This window comes from Paenibacillus nuruki (assembly GCF_963311185.1).
GTDB classification, from domain to species: domain Bacteria; phylum Bacillota; class Bacilli; order Paenibacillales; family Paenibacillaceae; genus Saccharibacillus; species Saccharibacillus nuruki.
In genome coordinates, this window is sequence record NZ_OY725677.1 from 3,772,381 (window position 1) to 3,790,542 (window position 18,162).

At 39.5% G+C, this 18,162-nt stretch carries 13 protein-coding genes and 1 pseudogene; 8 read left to right on the forward strand and 6 right to left on the reverse strand.

Annotated elements, in window-relative coordinates; genetic code table 11:
- Positions 1–32: 32 nt before the first annotated feature.
- Positions 33–1,463: a sensor histidine kinase gene (locus RCP16_RS16755; protein ID WP_371748116.1), complete on the reverse strand. Its 1,431-nt coding sequence runs from the start codon at positions 1,461–1,463 to the stop codon at positions 33–35.
- Positions 1,464–1,620: 157 nt separating this feature from the next.
- Here RCP16_RS16755 and RCP16_RS16760 point away from each other — a divergent pair, with 157 nt between their 5' ends.
- From RCP16_RS16760 to RCP16_RS16770, 3 genes are all read left to right on the forward strand, one after another.
- Positions 1,621–2,478, forward strand: a complete 858-nt coding sequence (locus tag RCP16_RS16760; RefSeq protein ID WP_069329533.1) for a carbon-nitrogen hydrolase family protein — start codon at positions 1,621–1,623, stop codon at positions 2,476–2,478.
- Positions 2,479–2,544: 66 nt separating this feature from the next.
- Complete coding sequence (locus RCP16_RS16765) at positions 2,545–3,192, forward strand: GNAT family N-acetyltransferase (protein WP_308640861.1); 648 nt, start codon at positions 2,545–2,547, stop codon at positions 3,190–3,192.
- Between the two features lie 8 nt (positions 3,193–3,200).
- Positions 3,201–3,872 (forward strand): GNAT family acetyltransferase, encoded by a 672-nt coding sequence (locus tag RCP16_RS16770; RefSeq protein WP_069329535.1) that lies wholly within the window; start codon positions 3,201–3,203, stop codon positions 3,870–3,872.
- Between the two features lie 644 nt (positions 3,873–4,516).
- On the opposite strand, the gene RCP16_RS16775 is transcribed toward RCP16_RS16770, so the two are convergent.
- On the reverse strand, positions 4,517–4,744 hold the full coding sequence (locus tag RCP16_RS16775; RefSeq protein ID WP_069329536.1) for a CsbD family protein: 228 nt from the start codon (positions 4,742–4,744) through the stop codon (positions 4,517–4,519).
- A 362-nt stretch (positions 4,745–5,106) separates the two neighbouring features.
- On the opposite strand from RCP16_RS16775, the gene RCP16_RS16780 reads away from it, so the two are divergent.
- Positions 5,107–7,785 (forward strand): YhgE/Pip domain-containing protein, encoded by a 2,679-nt coding sequence (locus RCP16_RS16780; protein ID WP_308640862.1) that lies wholly within the window; start codon positions 5,107–5,109, stop codon positions 7,783–7,785.
- Between the two features lie 513 nt (positions 7,786–8,298).
- Here RCP16_RS16780 and RCP16_RS16785 read toward each other — a convergent pair.
- Positions 8,299–9,801, reverse strand: coding sequence for an HD-GYP domain-containing protein (locus RCP16_RS16785; protein WP_069329538.1), 1,503 nt, complete (start codon positions 9,799–9,801; stop codon positions 8,299–8,301).
- Positions 9,802–9,977: 176 nt separating this feature from the next.
- Here RCP16_RS16785 and RCP16_RS16790 point away from each other — a divergent pair.
- Positions 9,978–11,452: pseudogene (locus RCP16_RS16790) on the forward strand (potassium/proton antiporter).
- Positions 11,453–11,571: 119 nt separating this feature from the next.
- On the opposite strand, the gene RCP16_RS16795 reads toward RCP16_RS16790, so the two are convergent.
- Both RCP16_RS16795 and RCP16_RS16800 read right to left on the reverse strand, forming a co-directional pair.
- The gene (locus RCP16_RS16795; protein ID WP_069329539.1) at positions 11,572–12,465 is read right to left on the reverse strand and encodes an anti-sigma factor domain-containing protein; all 894 of its coding nucleotides are present in this window, start codon (positions 12,463–12,465) and stop codon (positions 11,572–11,574) included.
- On the reverse strand, positions 12,462–13,010 hold the full coding sequence (locus RCP16_RS16800; protein ID WP_241669457.1) for an RNA polymerase sigma factor: 549 nt from the start codon (positions 13,008–13,010) through the stop codon (positions 12,462–12,464). The genes RCP16_RS16795 and RCP16_RS16800 overlap by 4 nt, the downstream gene beginning before the upstream one ends.
- A 377-nt stretch (positions 13,011–13,387) precedes the next feature.
- On the opposite strand from RCP16_RS16800, the gene RCP16_RS16805 reads away from it, so the two are divergent.
- The 3 genes from RCP16_RS16805 (at position 13,388) to RCP16_RS16815 (ending at position 17,192) form a co-directional block, all read left to right on the forward strand.
- A complete protein-coding gene (locus RCP16_RS16805; protein WP_308640863.1) occupies positions 13,388–15,076 on the forward strand; it encodes a stalk domain-containing protein in 1,689 nt (562 codons plus the stop codon).
- 260 nt (positions 15,077–15,336) lie between these two features.
- Positions 15,337–15,819: a stalk domain-containing protein gene (locus RCP16_RS16810; RefSeq protein WP_069329542.1), complete on the forward strand. Its 483-nt coding sequence runs from the start codon at positions 15,337–15,339 to the stop codon at positions 15,817–15,819.
- Positions 15,820–16,478: 659 nt separating this feature from the next.
- Positions 16,479–17,192: a YoaK family protein gene (locus RCP16_RS16815; RefSeq protein ID WP_137225890.1), complete on the forward strand. Its 714-nt coding sequence runs from the start codon at positions 16,479–16,481 to the stop codon at positions 17,190–17,192.
- Positions 17,193–17,528: 336 nt separating this feature from the next.
- On the opposite strand, the gene RCP16_RS16820 is transcribed toward RCP16_RS16815, so the two are convergent.
- The gene (locus RCP16_RS16820) at positions 17,529–17,834 is read right to left on the reverse strand and encodes an MTH1187 family thiamine-binding protein (RefSeq protein ID WP_308640864.1); all 306 of its coding nucleotides are present in this window, start codon (positions 17,832–17,834) and stop codon (positions 17,529–17,531) included.
- Positions 17,835–18,162: the final 328 nt, after the last annotated feature.

Sequence of the window (18,162 nt, forward strand, 5' to 3'; positions counted from 1 at the left end):
CAATTTGCTTATGCCGATGATAAATGATGGATTTACAGCGTGGGAGATGAAGGCTCATCACGATCCATATGTAACAACGGAAGATAGAGGGCAAACGTGCTCCCTTCATTTTCTGTACTATCCATATGCAGATAACCACCTAACATATTCGCTAGATCACGACTGATCGATAATCCCAGACCTGTACCTCCATAACGACGAGTGATCGAACTATCTGCTTGTTCAAAAGCTTCAAAAATCAATTGATGCTGAGACGGAGGAATCCCAATACCTGTATCTTGTACTGAAAATACAATCCATTCGCTATGATCTTCTGCACAGCGATACAGATAAAGATGCAACGTGACGCTACCTTTTTGTGTAAATTTAAAAGCATTGGCAAGCAAATTACGCAAAATCTGTTGGATACGCTGAGCATCTGATGCCATAGTCGGTGGAATATCATCTTCTTGTTCTGTATAGAAAGCAATCCCTTTTTTACGAGCCATAATCTCAAAATGCATCCGTAATCCTTCCAGCAGTTCACGTAGATTCACTTCTTCATACGTAATATCCAGTTTGCCCGCTTCTACTTTGGACAAATCGAGTACATCATTAATCAATTCGAGAAGATCCAGACCCGATCGATAGATCATTTCACTATAAAGAACCGTTTCTTCTACTGTCCGTTGATCTTCTTTGTCTGCCATCATCTGCGCTAAATTGATAATACTATTAAGCGGAGTGCGCAATTCATGAGACATATTAGCCAAAAATTCAGATTTATATTGAGAGACCAATAACAATTGCTTGGCTCGTTCTTCTAACACAAATTGAGTCTGTTGCAGTTCTTCCGTCTGTTGATACAATAGCTCATTGGCTCGTTCAAGTTGCAACATACGTTGTTGTTCCATATGAAAGTCACGCAAAATCAATACAAATACGCCACTCATTAAAATAGACATCGGCAAAGTAAACGGCATGATCTCGAATACATAGACACGTGTCGGTACAACACCTAATACAGCAATATCAAATGCATTAACCATATTCACGACCAGCACAGTGACAATCCCTTTGATAGACAACTTCACCGCACTATTACGCATCCAAATATTAAGAACAGCACAGACTGCTCCCAAAATGGTCAAATTCAATACACCTACAAAAGCCGCTGTATCAATACTGAAGGTTAATCGAGTTAATCCTATCCCAATACCTACCAACATAATGACAATCGGACGTGAATAAACAGCCGCTGCTACGATCAAAGGTAAAAATCGCAGATCAAAAATAACGTTTTCACTTAACCGAAATCCAAAAAAGCAACTTGCCCAACCCGCAAAAATCAATAAAAAGATTGAACTAATATACTTAATGCGTGCTGAAAAGCGTATAAGGGCATATTTATAAATAATATTTGCCACATATGCAATGGTGACCATCATACCCGCATTCATCAGGAAATTCTTTATGAACCCCACATGATCACCTCTAATTTTAATGTAAAATAAAGTAAATTTATTATAGTATATTCCAATTAAATTTGCAGTATATACCACATCTTTTTTGCTTTTTGGTAACGTTTATAAATTCTGTTATGATGTCTGTATATGAACTTCAAGGAGGTTTGAATTGGTTATGAAATTTCGCGTATCGGCGGTACAATATCGCCTTCAAACGATAGCGTCTTTCGAAGACTTTGCAGCTCAAGTTACTCATTATGTGAAGACGGCTCAAGAATTTGAAGTCGATTTTATTCTGTTTCCCGAATTTTTCACCACTCAATTGTTATCCATAGGTGATGTGCACGGCAAAGCTTTAGGTATCGAGAAATTGCCCGAGTTTACCGACTCTTATATACATTTGTTTCAACAATTAGCTCAAGAAACAGGTATGCATATTATCGGTGGTACCCATGTGATCGAAAAAGAAGGAAAACTATATAACACTGCTCATTTATTTTATCCAGATGGACGGGTAGCTGTACAGCCCAAACTTCATATTACACCAACAGAAGTGACCGAATGGAATATGTCACCCGGTGAAGGCTTAACCGTATTTGAGACCGATAAAGGTACAATTGCTTTATTAACTTGTTACGATATTGAATTTCCTGAAATTGTGCGTATGGCAAAAGCTAAAGGCGCAGATGTCATCTTCTGTCCATCCTGTACTGATGATCGTCATGGATTCCATCGTGTTCGCTATACCAGTCATGCTCGTGCTGTCGAGAATCAAATCTATGTAGTCACTACAGGAACAGTCGGTTCTTTACCAACGGTAGACTTTATGCGTGGTAACTTTGGACAAGCGGCTGTTATTACGCCTAACGATGTTCCTTTTCCACCACGAGGTATTCTAGTCGAAGGCGAGATTAATGATGATATGATCGTGACTGCCGATCTGGATCTAGAACTATTATATCAAGTCCGTGAAAAAGGGTCTGTTACCACATGGCGTGATCGCCGTACCGATCTCTACACCGATTGGTCTTAAGTCATGGGCACTTTCGAAGGTACTCTTCCATCATATTATAAATCTTGTTATGTATTCCATAACCAAATGCCATATCCTGCTATTGTGCGTTCTTATACCGAAAAAGATTTTGCAGACTTGATCGAAATTCAACGTGCGGCGTTCCCTCCACCCTATCCTTCGGAGTTGTGGTGGAATGCCGAGCAACTGCATGAACATATTTTTCGCTTTCCGCAAGGAGCTCTTTGTATCGAAATCGATGGTGTGCTAGCAGGTTCGATGACTTCATTATTGATTCATTTCGATCCTGCACATCCTCAGCATACATGGGAAGAAGTCACAGATAACGGGTATATTCGCAATCATCAACCGTCAGGAGATACACTGTATGTCGCTGATCTATGTGTACACCCTCATTATCGGCAATGGGGCTTGGGTAAATTAATGATGCAGTCGATGTATGAAGTGGTCACAGCGATGGGACTGACCCGATTGCTTGGTGCAGGTCGTATGCCCGGGTATCACAAAGTCGCTCAGGACTACACGCCACAACAATATGTCGAAGCGATTACACAGGGTACACAGTACGATCCTGTGATTTCTTTTCTACTGCGATGCGGACGAACACCACTAACGATTATTGAAAATTATTTAGATGATAAAGAATCACTCCATTATGCTGTTCTGATGGAATGGCAAAATCCGCTTCTTATTAAACGTAACTTGAAAGGATGACCTTATCAATGGAATTTGTACGTATCAATCATATCGAAGATCCGTTATTTGCAGATATGCACGGCTTAATGGGACGGATTTTCCCCGCAGAGGAAGTACTATCATTTGACCTGTGGAAAGAACCGTTAGAAGATCCGGGTATCCGCGTGTTTGTAGCTGTACATGAAGGCAAAGTCGTAGGTGCAACAGAATACCGTTATTACGAAGATGATAATGTAGCAATGACTGACTTTACAATTATCGGTGAACCCGGACTTGGGATCGGCGCTTTTCTAGCCCAACAACGCCAGCTCGATCTACAACAAGTCGCTAGTAAAGCAGGCAAAGAACTATTCGGTATGTTCGCTGAAATCTACGATCCCTATCGTATAGAACATCATGAGTTTGGTGGCATCAAACCCATGGACCCATTTGTACGCCGCGAAGTTCTGTCTCATCTAGGCTATCGCAAATTAGACTTCCCTTATATTCACCCTTCATGGAACAATGACGGTGAAGCCGTATCCGAACTCGATTTCTGCTTTTTAGCCTACGATCCTGCAACTCAATCTCTACCCGGATCACTGATCGAAAAGTTCCTACGTCGTTACTACGCCGTCCTAGCTCAAAAACCAGAAGCATGGGAACAAATGGTCACCCAAGTCGGCCAACGCTCCCAAGTCTCTCTACTCCCACTCTAAAATAAAAAAAATCATACCAAAAAGCTGATGCCAGCGAGAAACACTTCCCTAGCATCAGCCTTTTTACATTCTCATTTATAATCATATGTATTTAATGTATTTAATATATTCAATATATTTAAAGTACCACACATTTTTTTCAATAACTGTAAACTATTCTATCATTTCACCCGTATATATAATATATAAAACAAACAAATTTCTTTAACACAAAAATCTTAAAATCCCTATAACCCAATCATACTCTCTTAACTTTCCTTCTCTACCCTGCCCACACCCACGGCGGAGCCGCAAGAAAAATCATTATTCCATGCCTGAGCACGTAGTGAGCGGAGAGAAGGGGAATATTCTGAAAGTCGCCTTTGAACGGTGATCCCTACCGCAAAGCGGTTATTCAAGGGATCATTGTTCACCAGCGACGCCAAGAATATCCCCTTCTCTCAGCGCCTCTCCACGCGCCCCAGCATCCCATTATTTTTCCCATTACAAATGAATAAGGCGATTGTGATATCCCCGATTAAGGATATTACAATCGCCCTTTATGTTATGTGCCATCTATGTCGTTGTTAGTCACATGCAAGACCAATTTTACGATACTTTGACCATTCTGGCAAGTCTAAATTTCAATTCTATTTCGATACAGCTTATAACAACGTGTTATTTGCACTATTTTCATAGTGACGCTTACTCCACGTATTGTACTCTTCTTCTGCTGCTTCTTTACTATGTCCATAACGCTCTTGCAGTTTTCCGATAAACTTCTCTTTCTCACCGTTGATCACATCAAGGTCATCATCAGTTAGTTTACCCCACTGTTTTTTCGCTTCACCTTTAAATTGAGTCCATTTACCTTTGATAATATCATCATTCATGGTTATTCGCTCCTTTATCATTTTGGATAGGATTAGTATCAGATTAATGATGATAACTTTATCTGATATTCATACCGACTTACTTTGATTCAAAGCATTCTCATTATGAAAATTATGATATAATATATTAATTAGATAGCCTACCTAAGTAAAAAGATAATATTCACTTGCTTGTTAGGCATATAGCGTTTATTATCCATACTCAAGGTGTGTAACCTTAAGGTACTGATAGAAGCTATCTTATTTTGTATTTAACCTGACCTTTTGCTTCTGAATCTTTAGGGTAATGTTAAGAATTAGAGGTTAAATGATATCATAGACTATTGAACTGACTATAGGCGATTAGGTGGTATAACAAAGTTATGAGAAATATTTGGACTATTTATAAAAGTGATTGGAAAAACATTTTTGGCGTCTCTACAGGTATTCTACTGGTCATTGCGATCATGTTATTACCTTCTGTATATGCGTGGTTTAACCTCAAAGCGATGTGGGACCCGTACAGCAATACATCAGGCATCAAGATTGCGATCACTTCTCAAGATAAAGGAACCAAGATTGAAGGCAAAGAGATCAATGTCGGGGATCAAGTACTGCAAAATTTAAAAAAGAATACGACACTTGGCTGGACATTTGTGGATGAACAGACAGCCAAACATGGCGTAGATACAGGAGAGTATTATGCTAGCCTGTTAATCCCATCCGACTTTTCTGACAAAATCGCAAGTATCTTAACCGATGATCCTGTCAAACCCAAAATCATTTATACGGTGAATGAAAAAATCAGTGCAGTTGCTCCTAAGATTACAGATAAAGGTGCATCTACAATTACTCAACAGATCAGCGACGAATTTATAGCGACTGCAAGTGAAGCCGTACTTACCAAGATGCAAGATGCAGGAATCAAATTAGAAGAAGAATTGCCAACGATCCGTAATATTGAGAATAAAATTTTGACATTAGAAGCTCGATTGCCAGAGATTGATGAATTTGCAGATAAAGCGTTAGAACTTGAGAAAAAGCTTCCTCAGATTGATGCTCAAGCTCAAAAAATAGTTGCTTTGCAAAAACGTATTCCTGAAATCGAAGCCGCTGGCGATATGATTCTCAAGGTAGAAGATAATCTACCAAAGATCAAAGAAGCAGGCAACCAGATTCTTTTACTCCAAAAGCGTCTGCCTGAAATTCAAGCGGCGGCAGATAAAGTCAGTGAACTGGACAAAAACTTTTACAAAGTCGAAGATGCGCTGAATCAAGCGATTGATGATGCTGACAAATTATCCGGCATTATCACAGCCGCTCAAGAAGCATTACCTAAAGTCAAAGAAATTACCGATATCAGTGCTGATTTTACCAATCGAGTGAATACATTTTTAGATGAAAACGATGGTGCTTTTGATTCAGTAGCACCTATTGTTCGTCAAAACCTAGGCCTTTTACAACAAACAGCGGATGCAACCACTCAACTGGTAGATGCGATTCAAGGAGCCGATATTGATCCACAAGCAGCATTGGATGCTCTGTCGTTTCTCGATACACGATTATCTCGTGCTATCGGTATTATAGAACGTACAACTGATCTATTAACTCGCTTAAATAATGTACTACCTAACCATCCACTCGATAATCCGATTAGTCGTCTGAATACCGTGCATGACAAATTTGAACGTCAATTGGATCTGGTACGCAGTATTCATCAAGCGATAACCAATGGACAACAACCGGCTGAAGATATTTTGAACAATCTTCGTCAATTGTCTACTGATGCAAGTGATGCTTTAGGAGATCTTATTTCAAGATACGATTCAGAGATTGTACCTAATATTAATCAAGGATTAGATAATCTCAAAACCGTCGCCAAAGACGCAGCCAGTGTTCTACAAACGGCTCAACAGAAGCTTCCTGATGTCGAAGCTGTACTAAACGATGCTCAAAGTGGTGTGGCTTTCGGTCAAGAAGAGTTAAAGCAATTGCAGACCGATCTACCGAATATTGAGAAAAAATTACATGATGCCGATCAACTACTACAAAGCAAAATGGTCGAGTTTACCAAGCTGATAAACAATGCTGCTGATTTTGTAAATAATGATCTGCCTGGCATAGAGACTAAAATTCATGATGCTGCTGACTTTGTACGCAATGATCTACCCAAAGCAGAGAAAGAATTAGATAAAATTACTGATTTGATTCAAAATAAACTGCCTGAAGCTGAAAATGCGGTGCACAAAGTAGGCGACTTTATCCGTAATGATCTGCCTGAACTTGAAAAATCAGTGCACAGTGCAGCCAATAAAGTTCGTTTGCTCAAAAATAGTGATAGTGAGCTGTCCCAGATTATCAAATGGCTTAAAGGGGATATTCAACAAGAAAGTGACTTTTTATCTAGCCCTGTTGAATTAGAAGCTAATCGCACATATCCTATCCCTAACTATGGATCAGCCATGTCTCCTTTCTATACCACACTCTCGATCTGGGTAGGGGCAATGTTGTTAGTCTCCATGTTCAAAGTGGAAGTAGAGGATATTGAGAAAAGGTATCGTCCATACCAGATTTACTTTGGTCGAATGTTCACCTTTATGACGATTGGTATGGTACAAGCGCTGATTATTTCACTCGGTGATATCTTTATTTTAGGTGCCTATGTCGTCGATAAAGTCTGGTTTGTCGGATTAAGTGTGTTAATCAGTATGGTATTTGTCACGTTAACGTACACCCTTGTATCGGTATTCGGTAATATTGGTAAAGGTCTTGCGATTATACTGCTTGTACTGCAATTTTCAAGTTCAGGCGGTACATTCCCTGTCAGTATGACCGGTACTTTTTTCCAAGCCTTACATCCGTGGTTCCCATTTACGTATGCGGTTGAAGTGCTACGTGAAGCTGTCGGCGGTATGCTGATGGAGACGGTCTATCGAGATGTGATGTATCTGGTTGGATTTATGATATTGTTTATGCTCTTTGCAGTCATATTCAAAAAACCACTTGGACCGTTAACCGAGAAAATGGCAGAAAAAGCGAAAAAGACAAAACTAATTCCTTAAGCGCTTGGCACCATAAGCGCGACTTCTTCTACTTCAATCAAACCTGATTTTTGCACAGCAAAATATCTTACATCCAGCGCTTGGCACTATAAGCGCGACTTCTTCTACTTCAATCAAACCTGATTTTTGCACAGCAAAATATCTTACATCCAGCGCTTGGCACCATAAGCGCGACTTCTTCTACTTCAATCAAACCTGATTTTTGCATAGCAAAATATCTTACATCCAGCGCTTGGCACTATAAGCGCGACTTCTTCTACTTCAATCAAACCTGATTTTTGCACAGCAAAATATCTTACATCCAGCGCTTGGCACCATAAGCGCGACTTCTTCTACTTCAATCAAACCTGATTTTTGCACAGCAAAATATCTTACATCCAGCGCTTGGCACCATAAACGCGACTTCTTCTACTTCAATCAAACCTGATTTTTGCATAGCAAAATATCTTACATCTAGCGCTTGGCACTATAAGCGCGACTTCTTCTACTTGAATTAAAAAAAGAGCTAATCTTTTAAGAGATTAGCTCTTTTTTCTTACGATAATTATCAATAAAAATGGAAGCAAATTGAGGGTCCCACTGTGTTCCCCGTCCTTCTTCCAAAATCATAATCGCTTTTTCAGAAGGCATTCCTTTACGGTAAGGACGATTTGAAGTCATCGCATCATACGCATCAGCTACAGCGATAATTCGACCGAACAATGGAATATCATTTCCTTGTAGTCCGTCAGGATACCCTTTACCATCATAACGTTCATGATGAGAACGTACACCCGGAAGATAAGGTTGCATCGCATCTTTAGGCTCAACCTGTTTTAGAATACTTTCACCCAGCGCAGGATGCTTTTTGATCTGATCGAATTCTTCATCCGTCAGCTTGCCATCTTTTAATAATACAGAATCGGTAATACCGATCTTTCCAATATCATGAAGCAATGCTGTTTTGCGTAAGCGATCCAATTCATAAGCGCCAAGCCCAGCATTTTCACCAATAATGACGGCATATTCAGCGACTCGTAACGAATGTCCAGCTGTATAGGGATCACGTGCATCCAGTGCCGCCGCCAGTGTAGCAAAGTAACTATCTTGCAATTGAGCATTACGTTGATCCCGTAATTGTAATCCTTTGATCATATGATTAAAGCCTGAGATCAACAATGAGAAGTCATCTGAATAATAATCTTCCGCTTCTCCGTTAAAATCACCATTTTTGACATGTGCCATTTCACTGTATAGATTGCTGATCGGATGTTCTACATCTCTTGCCAATAATTGCGCACCCACTATACTAAAAGCAATACTAACCACAATCACAGCTCCTGCCCAGCTCCAATATTCACTGGTCTGCACACCGGTTATTTCTTGCAAACGAATCTGTGCGGCTAAGCTAAATAACACCAATGGAAACACGCCGATCAAAAAAATACTGAGTTGAAATTTACGACGAACCGATACATGCACTTGTCCTAACAACCAAATTTCTTTGTCATAGAGACGATGCAGACGTTCTTTCATGACGATTAACATTGGACGAATAGCTGTGGCTGTGAGAAAAAACTCAATAAAAGCATGCATACTTGCCACCATTAATGCACCTGCGCCACCAATCCACAAATAATAAGTGGGTAACGTAATCCAACCTTTTCCCATACAGATCAGCATCAATATCAATGCAGGTACCGTTAATCCTAAGAAATGCGGCAACATGATACGATACACCGATAATTTAGGGAATTTATGTAGCTGGACATAGGCACGCTCTAGCATTTCTTCAGAAGGCAGATCGATCGCACATACTTCACGAATCGGACGAATATGATGCCAGAATACAAGACTTTCAATACTTAACATGATTAGAAACGAAAACATCATAATGCCGACCATTCTTATATTTTGCAAGAGTGGTGCATCAACCGTTGTTAAAACAAATAATCCACCAACGACAGCGACTGCAATCACCGATCCGATTATATAATTCAATAAAATTTGCTTGAGGAATGCTCGATATGACTTCAAAGTAGTCTCCTCTTTTCTTAAATACAGTACTTGTTAGCATGATCATTTTTTCTTATCTTTATTTATTTCGGTTCTTACACTTTAAAAGTTGATGTTTTTAGAAAGATGATTTCGTTTATATATAAAAGCTTAATATATAACTATAGATATACTTTATGATAAAAAGGGGCTTGCCTATGCATACAACAGAAATGACCAGTAATTTGATCTTACTTCTTGGAAGCCTTCTACTGATCGGTGTGCTTTCGACCAAATTTTCTTCTCGCTTCGGGATGCCAGCGTTAGTCTTTTTTATACTGGCGGGAATGGGACTCGGGCGTTTCATTTATTATGATAATGCTTTTATCACGCAATGGTTTGGTGTATTAGCACTCGTTATTATTTTGTTTGAAGGTGGGATGCAGACACGGATGGAGATGGTAAAGCCTGTTATTCGTCCTGCCTTATCGTTAGCAACGATTGGTGTGTTATTAACTACATTTATTATCGGTTATTTTGCTCATTTAATTCTGGGTGTTAGTCTGATAGAAGGATTATTATTCGGGGCGATTGTAGGTTCAACCGATGCCGCCGCTGTATTCTCTGTACTGGGTAGCAAAAATGTCAGCAAAAAACTCACGTCTACTCTTGAAGCCGAATCCGGTAGTAACGATCCTATGGCGGTCTTTTTAACGATTATGTTTATCGAATTGATTCAAGATCCTTCGATCAGTATCTGGAGCAAAATTCTTTCTTTTTTTGGGAAATGGGTTTTGGACTCGTACTCGGTATTATTTGCGGTAAGCTCGCTGTGATGCTGATTAACAAAATCAATTTCGAGACAGCCAGTCTTTATCCGGTACTTGCTATTTCAGCTGCTCTATTTACATATGGTGTGAGTTCACTAACTCATGCCAGCGGTTTTCTTGGCGTATACGTGATGGCACTGGTAATGGGTAATTCAGATCTCACCTATCGACGTTCGATTTTACAATTCAATCAAGGTTTCGGCTGGATTATGCAGATATTGATGTTTGTTTTACTTGGATTACTTGTTTTCCCTTCTCAATTACCTGCTGTCGCCTGGCAAGGAATCATCTTATCCGTGCTACTCATTCTCGTAGCCAGACCCGTTGGTGTATTTTTGAGTCTTTTGGTCAGCAAGTTCTCGTTTCGGGAAAAAACGTTATTGTCTTGGGCAGGACTTCGTGGAGCAGTACCGATTGTACTCGCCACCTATCCACTCTTAGCAGGCGTTCCTAACGGACATTTATTTTTTAATGTTGTTTTCTTTATCGTGTTATCTTCTGCACTGATTCAAGGAACGACCATTTCACCACTTGCTGAAAAGTTAGGCTTAACCGAGAATGTACCGGATCAACAACCTTCGATTATTGAACTTGTAGCGACCGGTCGTACCACATCAGAGATCAGTCATCTGACTCTCGATAAGCGTAGCTGTATGATCAATCGAGAAATTCAAGATATTCATTTACCGGAAAGTGTATTGATTACTGCACTGATTCGCAATGAAGAAATACTGACTCCGCGCGGTAATACAGTATTGATGGCTGGCGATAAAGTCTATCTATTAGGACCCAAAGCCAAGCGCGAACATATTCGCAAATTATTTACAGGCGAGATAGATCCTACTTCTCCACCGCTAATCTAACAGGTGAGCTTATGTCTTAGTCTTAATCTATATACGCAAAACAAGCGCTCTTCCGATAAAGGGAGGGCGCTTGCTATGGGTGTACATCTATTCTTAAATATTGTAAAGAACGGACTTGCTTAACCTTGAATTTCAGCGGCAAGCACAATAGGTCCTCGTGGTTGATCGCCCTGTTTGTCCGGTTCAAGTGTAATCGCAATGGTGTCATAATCTTCGGGTTGGAATGTATAATACATCGCTCCTGTTCCGTCTTGAGTAAGGAACGTTCCTGCACTTTGTTTCACATCACCTTTGATCAGCCAGACTTGAAAAGCTTCTTTACCTTTTAACTTCGGCAAATTATCGGCTTGAACGAGTAAATGTGTTCCTTTATCATCAATTACGATCGTAGCCAAACCTTGAGCTACAATATCAGCTGTAGCTGGATTCAGCTTAACGGCTTTATCTACTTTAAGACCTTGTGTAGGCATAGAAACAGTTGCTAATTTGCCTTGTAAACTGTTCACTTGTGTACTCGAAATCGCTAATTGCTGTTGTAGACTATCAATTTCCCCTCGCAAATTAGAAGCGTACACACCTATAATCACAGCGGCAGCAGCAACCAATGTTGTAGCAACACGCCAGAATCTATTTTTACCTTTATGTTGAACCCAAGCTTTGTCTTCTTGAGTGCTGTATACTACTGATGGCTTCACAGTCTGATCATCCGATGATTTTTCCACTACGATAGGAGTGGTTCCCCGATCATCTGATATCGTTTGTTCTGTATGGCTAGGTGTAAGTATATGACTCAACACACGATTTTTCATACCTTTTGGTGGCGCAACGTCTTCAACGGCGAATGGCAAAGTATCCATCACCTCCCGAAGTTCTTCAACCGCCAGACGGCATTGTTCGTCTTCTTGCAGATACGCTTCAAAGCGTTGCTGTTCTTCTTGGTTCAGACCACCCAGTACATACATTTCAATCATATCGTGCATATCACTTTTCTTATATTGATTATCATTATTCATAAATAGTTTTCCCCCCTCACCGCTCCAGCAAGCTTCTTATGAAGCTGCCTTATGGCAAGTCTTACTCTGCTCTTGACTGTCCCTAACGGAATACTGTATCGCTCGGAGACTTCATGCTGAGTCAATCCTTGAAAATATATAGATTCAATAACTTGCTTCTGATCTTCTCTAAGTTCATTCATCGCTTCTTTAATACGCTGCCGCTCCCAGTTCAGCGTAACTTGTTCTTCCGTGTTCGCCTTCAGATCAGGGATACCGCGAAGCGTTTCATCTTTGGTAGGGTCAACAGGCGCCCGTGATGATTTACGACGCAGCATATCTACAGCAATATTGCGCGTAATCGTGAACATCCATGTAGACAGCTTCCCCTGACTTTGGTCATATCGTTCTGCATGATTCCACACACGCAGAAATAATTCCTGTACAACTTCTTCTGCTGCCATCGTATCTTGTACGATCCGATAGGCGAACGAATACACTGCCCGTTCATAACGGTCATATACGCATTCAAGTGCTTCGGCGTCTTTTTGAGAAATCCGTCGCATAAGTTCTCTGTCTTCTGCTATATCGTTCATCCAAGGGCTCCTTTCCCGTTCCCTTATATTATAACCTTCGCAAGAAATTTTGCTACGGATGACTTTTCAAAAAATATTATTTTGTCATTCTCGAATTTACAATTTAAGTTTATTTTGGAAATCTTGATTCAATTCTAAGTCAATGGCTTATTAAGTAGAGTAGACAGTTTAATTGCTATACTTCTGAGAATTGCGTCACAAAGGGGTTACAAATCAGTTAAATCTTTTTCATGTTTACGCAGAAATATGATCCACTGCTCCAAAGTAAGCGTATCCTTTTACGTAATACCTGTTCTTAATTGAACAGTATGCAATTGATCCTACATTATTTTAAGGAGAGTGGAAACATGTACAAATCTGTTCTATCTAAGGTCATCATGCTGCTTATGGCAGTAGTCTTGATCTTACCAACAACCGTTGGAGCTGCCGCTGCAACATCTAAGGGCGCTGGTGCTGATCTTCGTTCAACATTGGGACAAATTCTTGGTGAACATGCTTTACTCGCAGTGATTGCAATGCAAAAAGGTATTGATGGCAAAGCTGATTTTGATCAAGCTGCCGCTGCTTTGAATGCAAATACAGATGATTTGAGTGCTGCTGTCGCTTCTGTTTATGGTAATGAAGCTGGCGCTGCTTTCAAAACAATCTGGGCTTCTCATATTGGTTATTTCGTGGATTATGTGAAAGCAACAGCTGCTAATGACACTGCTGCCAAACAAAAAGCGAAAGACGAATTAGAAGAATATAAAGTAACACAAGCCAAGTTCTTTGCAGATGCAAATCCTAATTTGCCACAATCTGCATTGGAAGCAGGATTGGAAGAACATATTAATATGCTATTAACTGCATTTGATGCATATGTAGCAAAAGATTATACAAAAGCATACACAACTGCTGATGAAGCTTACAAACATATGTATATGTTTGGTGATATCTTAAGCGCTGCAATTGTAAAACAATATCCTGACAAATTTACAACAGACATGTCTACAATGGGAGCTTCTGATTTGCGCTCTGCTCTAGGTATCATTTTGGGCGAGCATGCAACATTAGCTGTCTGGGCAATGCAAAAAGGAATTGACGGTGCGCCTGATTTCGAACAAGCCGCTGGTCTTTTGAACAAAAACACAGATGAGTTAAGTGCTGCTGTCGCTTCTGTTTATGGTAACGAAGCTGGCGCTGCTTTCAAAACAATCTGGGCTTCTCATATCGGATACTTTGTCGATTATGTAAAAGCAACTGCTGCTGGTGATACAACAGCAAAACAAAAAGCGATTGATGAATTAGCTGAGTACAAAGTAACTCAAGCAAAATTCTTCGCTGATGCTAACCCTAACTTACCTCAAGCTGCTCTTGAAGCTGGACTTACAGAACATATCGCAATGTTGCTTAAAGCATTCGATTCCTATGTAGCTAAAGATTACACAACAGCTTATTCTGAAGCACGTATGTCTTACCACCACATGTTTGGATTTGCAGACATTTTAAGCGAAGCAATCGTAATGCAATACCCTGCTAAATTCGGTGGTACTGCTACTCCAACTCCGGCAACACCAGCTACACCTTCTATGCCAAGTATGCCTAATATGCCTGCTACACCACCAACAACACCTTCTACAGGTGGAGCGAATGGTACAAGTGCAGATACTAGTCCTGAATTGAAAACAAAAGTAATGCAATTTACACCAGGTAGCAAAATGTACATGGTTAATGGTGTATCTATGATGATGAGTACTCCAGCTACTGTATACAAAGGAAAAACATATGTACCGTTGCGTTACCTTGCAGCGAATGCAAATATGAAAGTGTTCTATACAAAAGAAACATCTACAACTTGGTTGGATACTGGTATCCAACGTTATGAGTTCTGGGTCAATTCTAAAGTATACAAAGTCGACAACATGCGTAAAGGTATGAACGATATGGTCATTTCTCGTAACGGACAAACTCTTATCCCTGTACGTTGGTTTGTAGACAACTTTGAATGGAACATGAGCGTGAATAACAACACTGTTATAATCAGCAAAACGTATTAATATTTAGATCATTATAAATATGATCTGTCTTTAATCGTTTGACGCCAAACAACACCTTGTGCAGATCTATGCGCAAGGTGTTGTTTGGTGTTCATTGTTAGTTGATGTATAGACCATTTTATCTTTAATTTTTGTATTCGCTTTAATATATTACTCATTTGTCATTTTTTTTAATTACGAACTGATTAGTTATTGTTAAATTGGTTTATAAGTTAGTAAGAGAGCAAAAAATATATCTATTAGACGAAGGAGCACTACACATGAAATTAAACAAATTGCTTGCACCTGTACTTGGATTGTCCCTATTGTTACCAGCTGCTGGAGCATTTGCAGCAACACCAACAACAGCAGATATGAGTCCTGAACTAAAAACGAAAGTGATTCAATTTACAATGGGAAGTAAAATGTACATGGTTAATGGCGCTTCAATGTCTATGCCAATGGCTCCTGTTGTATATAAAGGAACTACATATGTACCATTGCGTCAACTTGCAATGAATGCAAACATGAAAGTATCTTACAATAAAGAAACGTCTACAACTTGGTTGGATACTGGTATCCAACGTTATGAGTTCTGGGTAAACTCTAAAGTATACAAAGTCGACAACATGCGTAAAGGCTTGAACGATATGGTCATTTCCCGTAACGGACAAACTCTTGTACCTGTACGTTGGTTTGTAGATAACTTTGAGTGGGATATGAACGTTAGCAACAACATGATTACAATTAACAAAACATATTAATCTGCTGATATTCAGTAGAGCACATATAAGCAAAGACATCCTCGATGAGGGTGTCTTTTTTCTTTTCAAAATATACAGTCTATGGCTCAAAAGTTAATTCTTGCTTTTTATCTGAAATAAGCGTATAATAATTACTGTTATTGTTTAACCCTCGGTTTTATCCTTCGCATTCTTTTTTCGGTATGCTGCCGGAATCATCTCAAATTTCCTTTATGATTAAAACCCAAGAAATTTGAAGTTTGCCGATTCACACTGGCGCGGTCATCGGAGCCGCAAGGACAAGAGAGAGGTAGGGCTTTTGTTGTTTTGGACTCAACTGTAACTTAGATGTTATACAGAGCGAACCAAAACCGTCCCCGTCCATTTCCAAATTCGGGGTTACGGGTTAAAAATAGCTGCAGTCAGCAGCCATATTATCATCAGACTGGGCAGATTACAGTAATCATGCTCCTACGAAGTGTATTTTGTATACGCGGCAACTTTGAATATAATGATTTATCACATATTTCTGATATTTTTTACACATATGGCTTTTAGGTTGCAATCAATAACGGCATAACTTTTGGATATTATGCCCACACATCCCCGGAAACATCTAGACCTGCTTACAGGTTATGTTTTCGGGGATTTCTATGTCTTAACCGATTGGAGGATTGGATATGTCCAAGCAACATTTGCGTTATGTATTGTTATTACTATTATGTTTTACAGCTGGACTGGTTGATGTGATTGGTTATCTACGATTAGAGCATGTATTCACAGCGAATATGACAGGAAATATTGTTGTACTGGGTATGTCGCTCGGTCGATTACAAGATCTGGCGATTGCACGTGTATTAACCGCATTAGTTGGATTCATACTGGGTAATATTATTGCTGCTATTCTAATCGGAAGTGATAAATCCCCTTCTCTCTGGCATCCTCGTGTGACAACTGCATTGATTGTGGAATGGGTTCTACTTTGTGCATTTGCTGTTATAGCATATCTTCCTTTAACCGAAACACTTGTGTTTGTCTGTCTTGGTTGCCTCAGTATGGCTATGGGGATTCAGACAACAGCGGCTAGACGATTAGGGATTGCCGGTATCTCGACAACGGTACTCACCAACAATCTAGTCAATGCTGTAGAAGATATGGTTGCTCATCTACGCCAGCTCTTTTTCAATCGTACCCAAACAACCAGTCGCTTATTATCGACTGAATCTCGATTACGCATCTTAGGTATTATGCTGTATGCTTGTGGTGCAATGATCGCTACTGTATTAGAACGCCACTTTCCTCTACTGCTCGGCTGGATTCCAGTAGGTCTGGTAGCGATGGTTATTGTCATTGCATGCTGGAAATATCCTCAATCCCGTTCGATGCAAAAGTAAAAAATAATCTTTTTCTCTAACAAAACAAAAAAAGAGACCCCAACGGTCGCAGCCGCGGGGGTCAAGGTATAGTAATTCAAAAGGGGTTATTACAGTCATTATAATAGGTACATCTTAATATTACCTTAGGCGAACCTGAAAGAAACATTAATTTTTCAATTTTAGGTATCTTGCTTTATAATGTCTTACAAAAAAAGGAACTCCACGGTCGCAGTCCATGGAGTTCAGTAATGCTTATATATTCAAAAGGGGTATGTCATTACTATAACCGCTGTATCTTAAAACTTTATGAAATGCACCTAAAAATCGCATTAAAATTCATTTTTTTTGATTTATTTAAGAATGTAGCTTTTGATTGACTGAATCTAGCTTATATTGTGCTGAAGTCGGATAATCTCGTCGATCATCTATTTTGATCGATGTAGATACACGTCCTGCTCCTTCTTGAAAAGGAGATTCATGCAAAGCAAGGATCGCTTTCATCACATCCCCTATCTCTCCCTCAATGATGGTACTCATCGGTGTTAATTGTGTCTGTACACCCGTCTGCTCACTTAATACCCGTTGCATCTGTGCTACATAACTACTAATACTGGTACTTCCTGTTCCTAACGGAATAACCGTTACTTCAGCTATAGCCATTTTATTCTCCTCCTTGAGTAGATAATATTAATCTTATTATATAGTTTACCCATTCTACGGTTGGTATGCCTATGGTGAATCTTCTGTGCACCTTATTGTAGCTAGGTTCTTCCATTGATTGAAGTTGTAAAGAGATAAATATCACTTACATAATCAACATATTGATATAAATTAATAAAGTAATAACTATATATAGATCATCTGTAGATTTGTAATGAAAAATATTTATTTGTGATGATGTGTACGTATAGCTACTTTAGCTGAATGGTAACCTTAACACCCGACACCTTCTCTCTTTATGATGTCGGGTGTTATTTATCTGTTAGGT

Bases quoted from the DNA above. Each gene is read 5' to 3' on its own strand.
- RCP16_RS16760 (WP_069329533.1), top strand. From the start codon at position 1,621: ATGAAATTTCGCGTATCGGCGGTACAATATCGCCTTCAAACGATAGCG.
- RCP16_RS16765 (WP_308640861.1), top strand. From the start codon at position 2,545: ATGCCATATCCTGCTATTGTGCGTTCTTATACCGAAAAAGATTTTGCA.
- RCP16_RS16770 (WP_069329535.1), top strand. From the start codon at position 3,201: ATGGAATTTGTACGTATCAATCATATCGAAGATCCGTTATTTGCAGAT.
- RCP16_RS16775 (WP_069329536.1), bottom strand. From the start codon at position 4,744: ATGAATGATGATATTATCAAAGGTAAATGGACTCAATTTAAAGGTGAA.
- RCP16_RS16780 (WP_308640862.1), top strand. From the start codon at position 5,107: ATGAGAAATATTTGGACTATTTATAAAAGTGATTGGAAAAACATTTTT.
- RCP16_RS16795 (WP_069329539.1), bottom strand. From the start codon at position 12,465: ATGAATAATGATAATCAATATAAGAAAAGTGATATGCACGATATGATT.
- RCP16_RS16800 (WP_241669457.1), bottom strand. From the start codon at position 13,010: ATGCGACGGATTTCTCAAAAAGACGCCGAAGCACTTGAATGCGTATAT.
- RCP16_RS16805 (WP_308640863.1), top strand. From the start codon at position 13,388: ATGTACAAATCTGTTCTATCTAAGGTCATCATGCTGCTTATGGCAGTA.
- RCP16_RS16810 (WP_069329542.1), top strand. From the start codon at position 15,337: ATGAAATTAAACAAATTGCTTGCACCTGTACTTGGATTGTCCCTATTG.
- RCP16_RS16815 (WP_137225890.1), top strand. From the start codon at position 16,479: ATGTCCAAGCAACATTTGCGTTATGTATTGTTATTACTATTATGTTTT.
- RCP16_RS16820 (WP_308640864.1), bottom strand. From the start codon at position 17,834: ATGGCTATAGCTGAAGTAACGGTTATTCCGTTAGGAACAGGAAGTACC.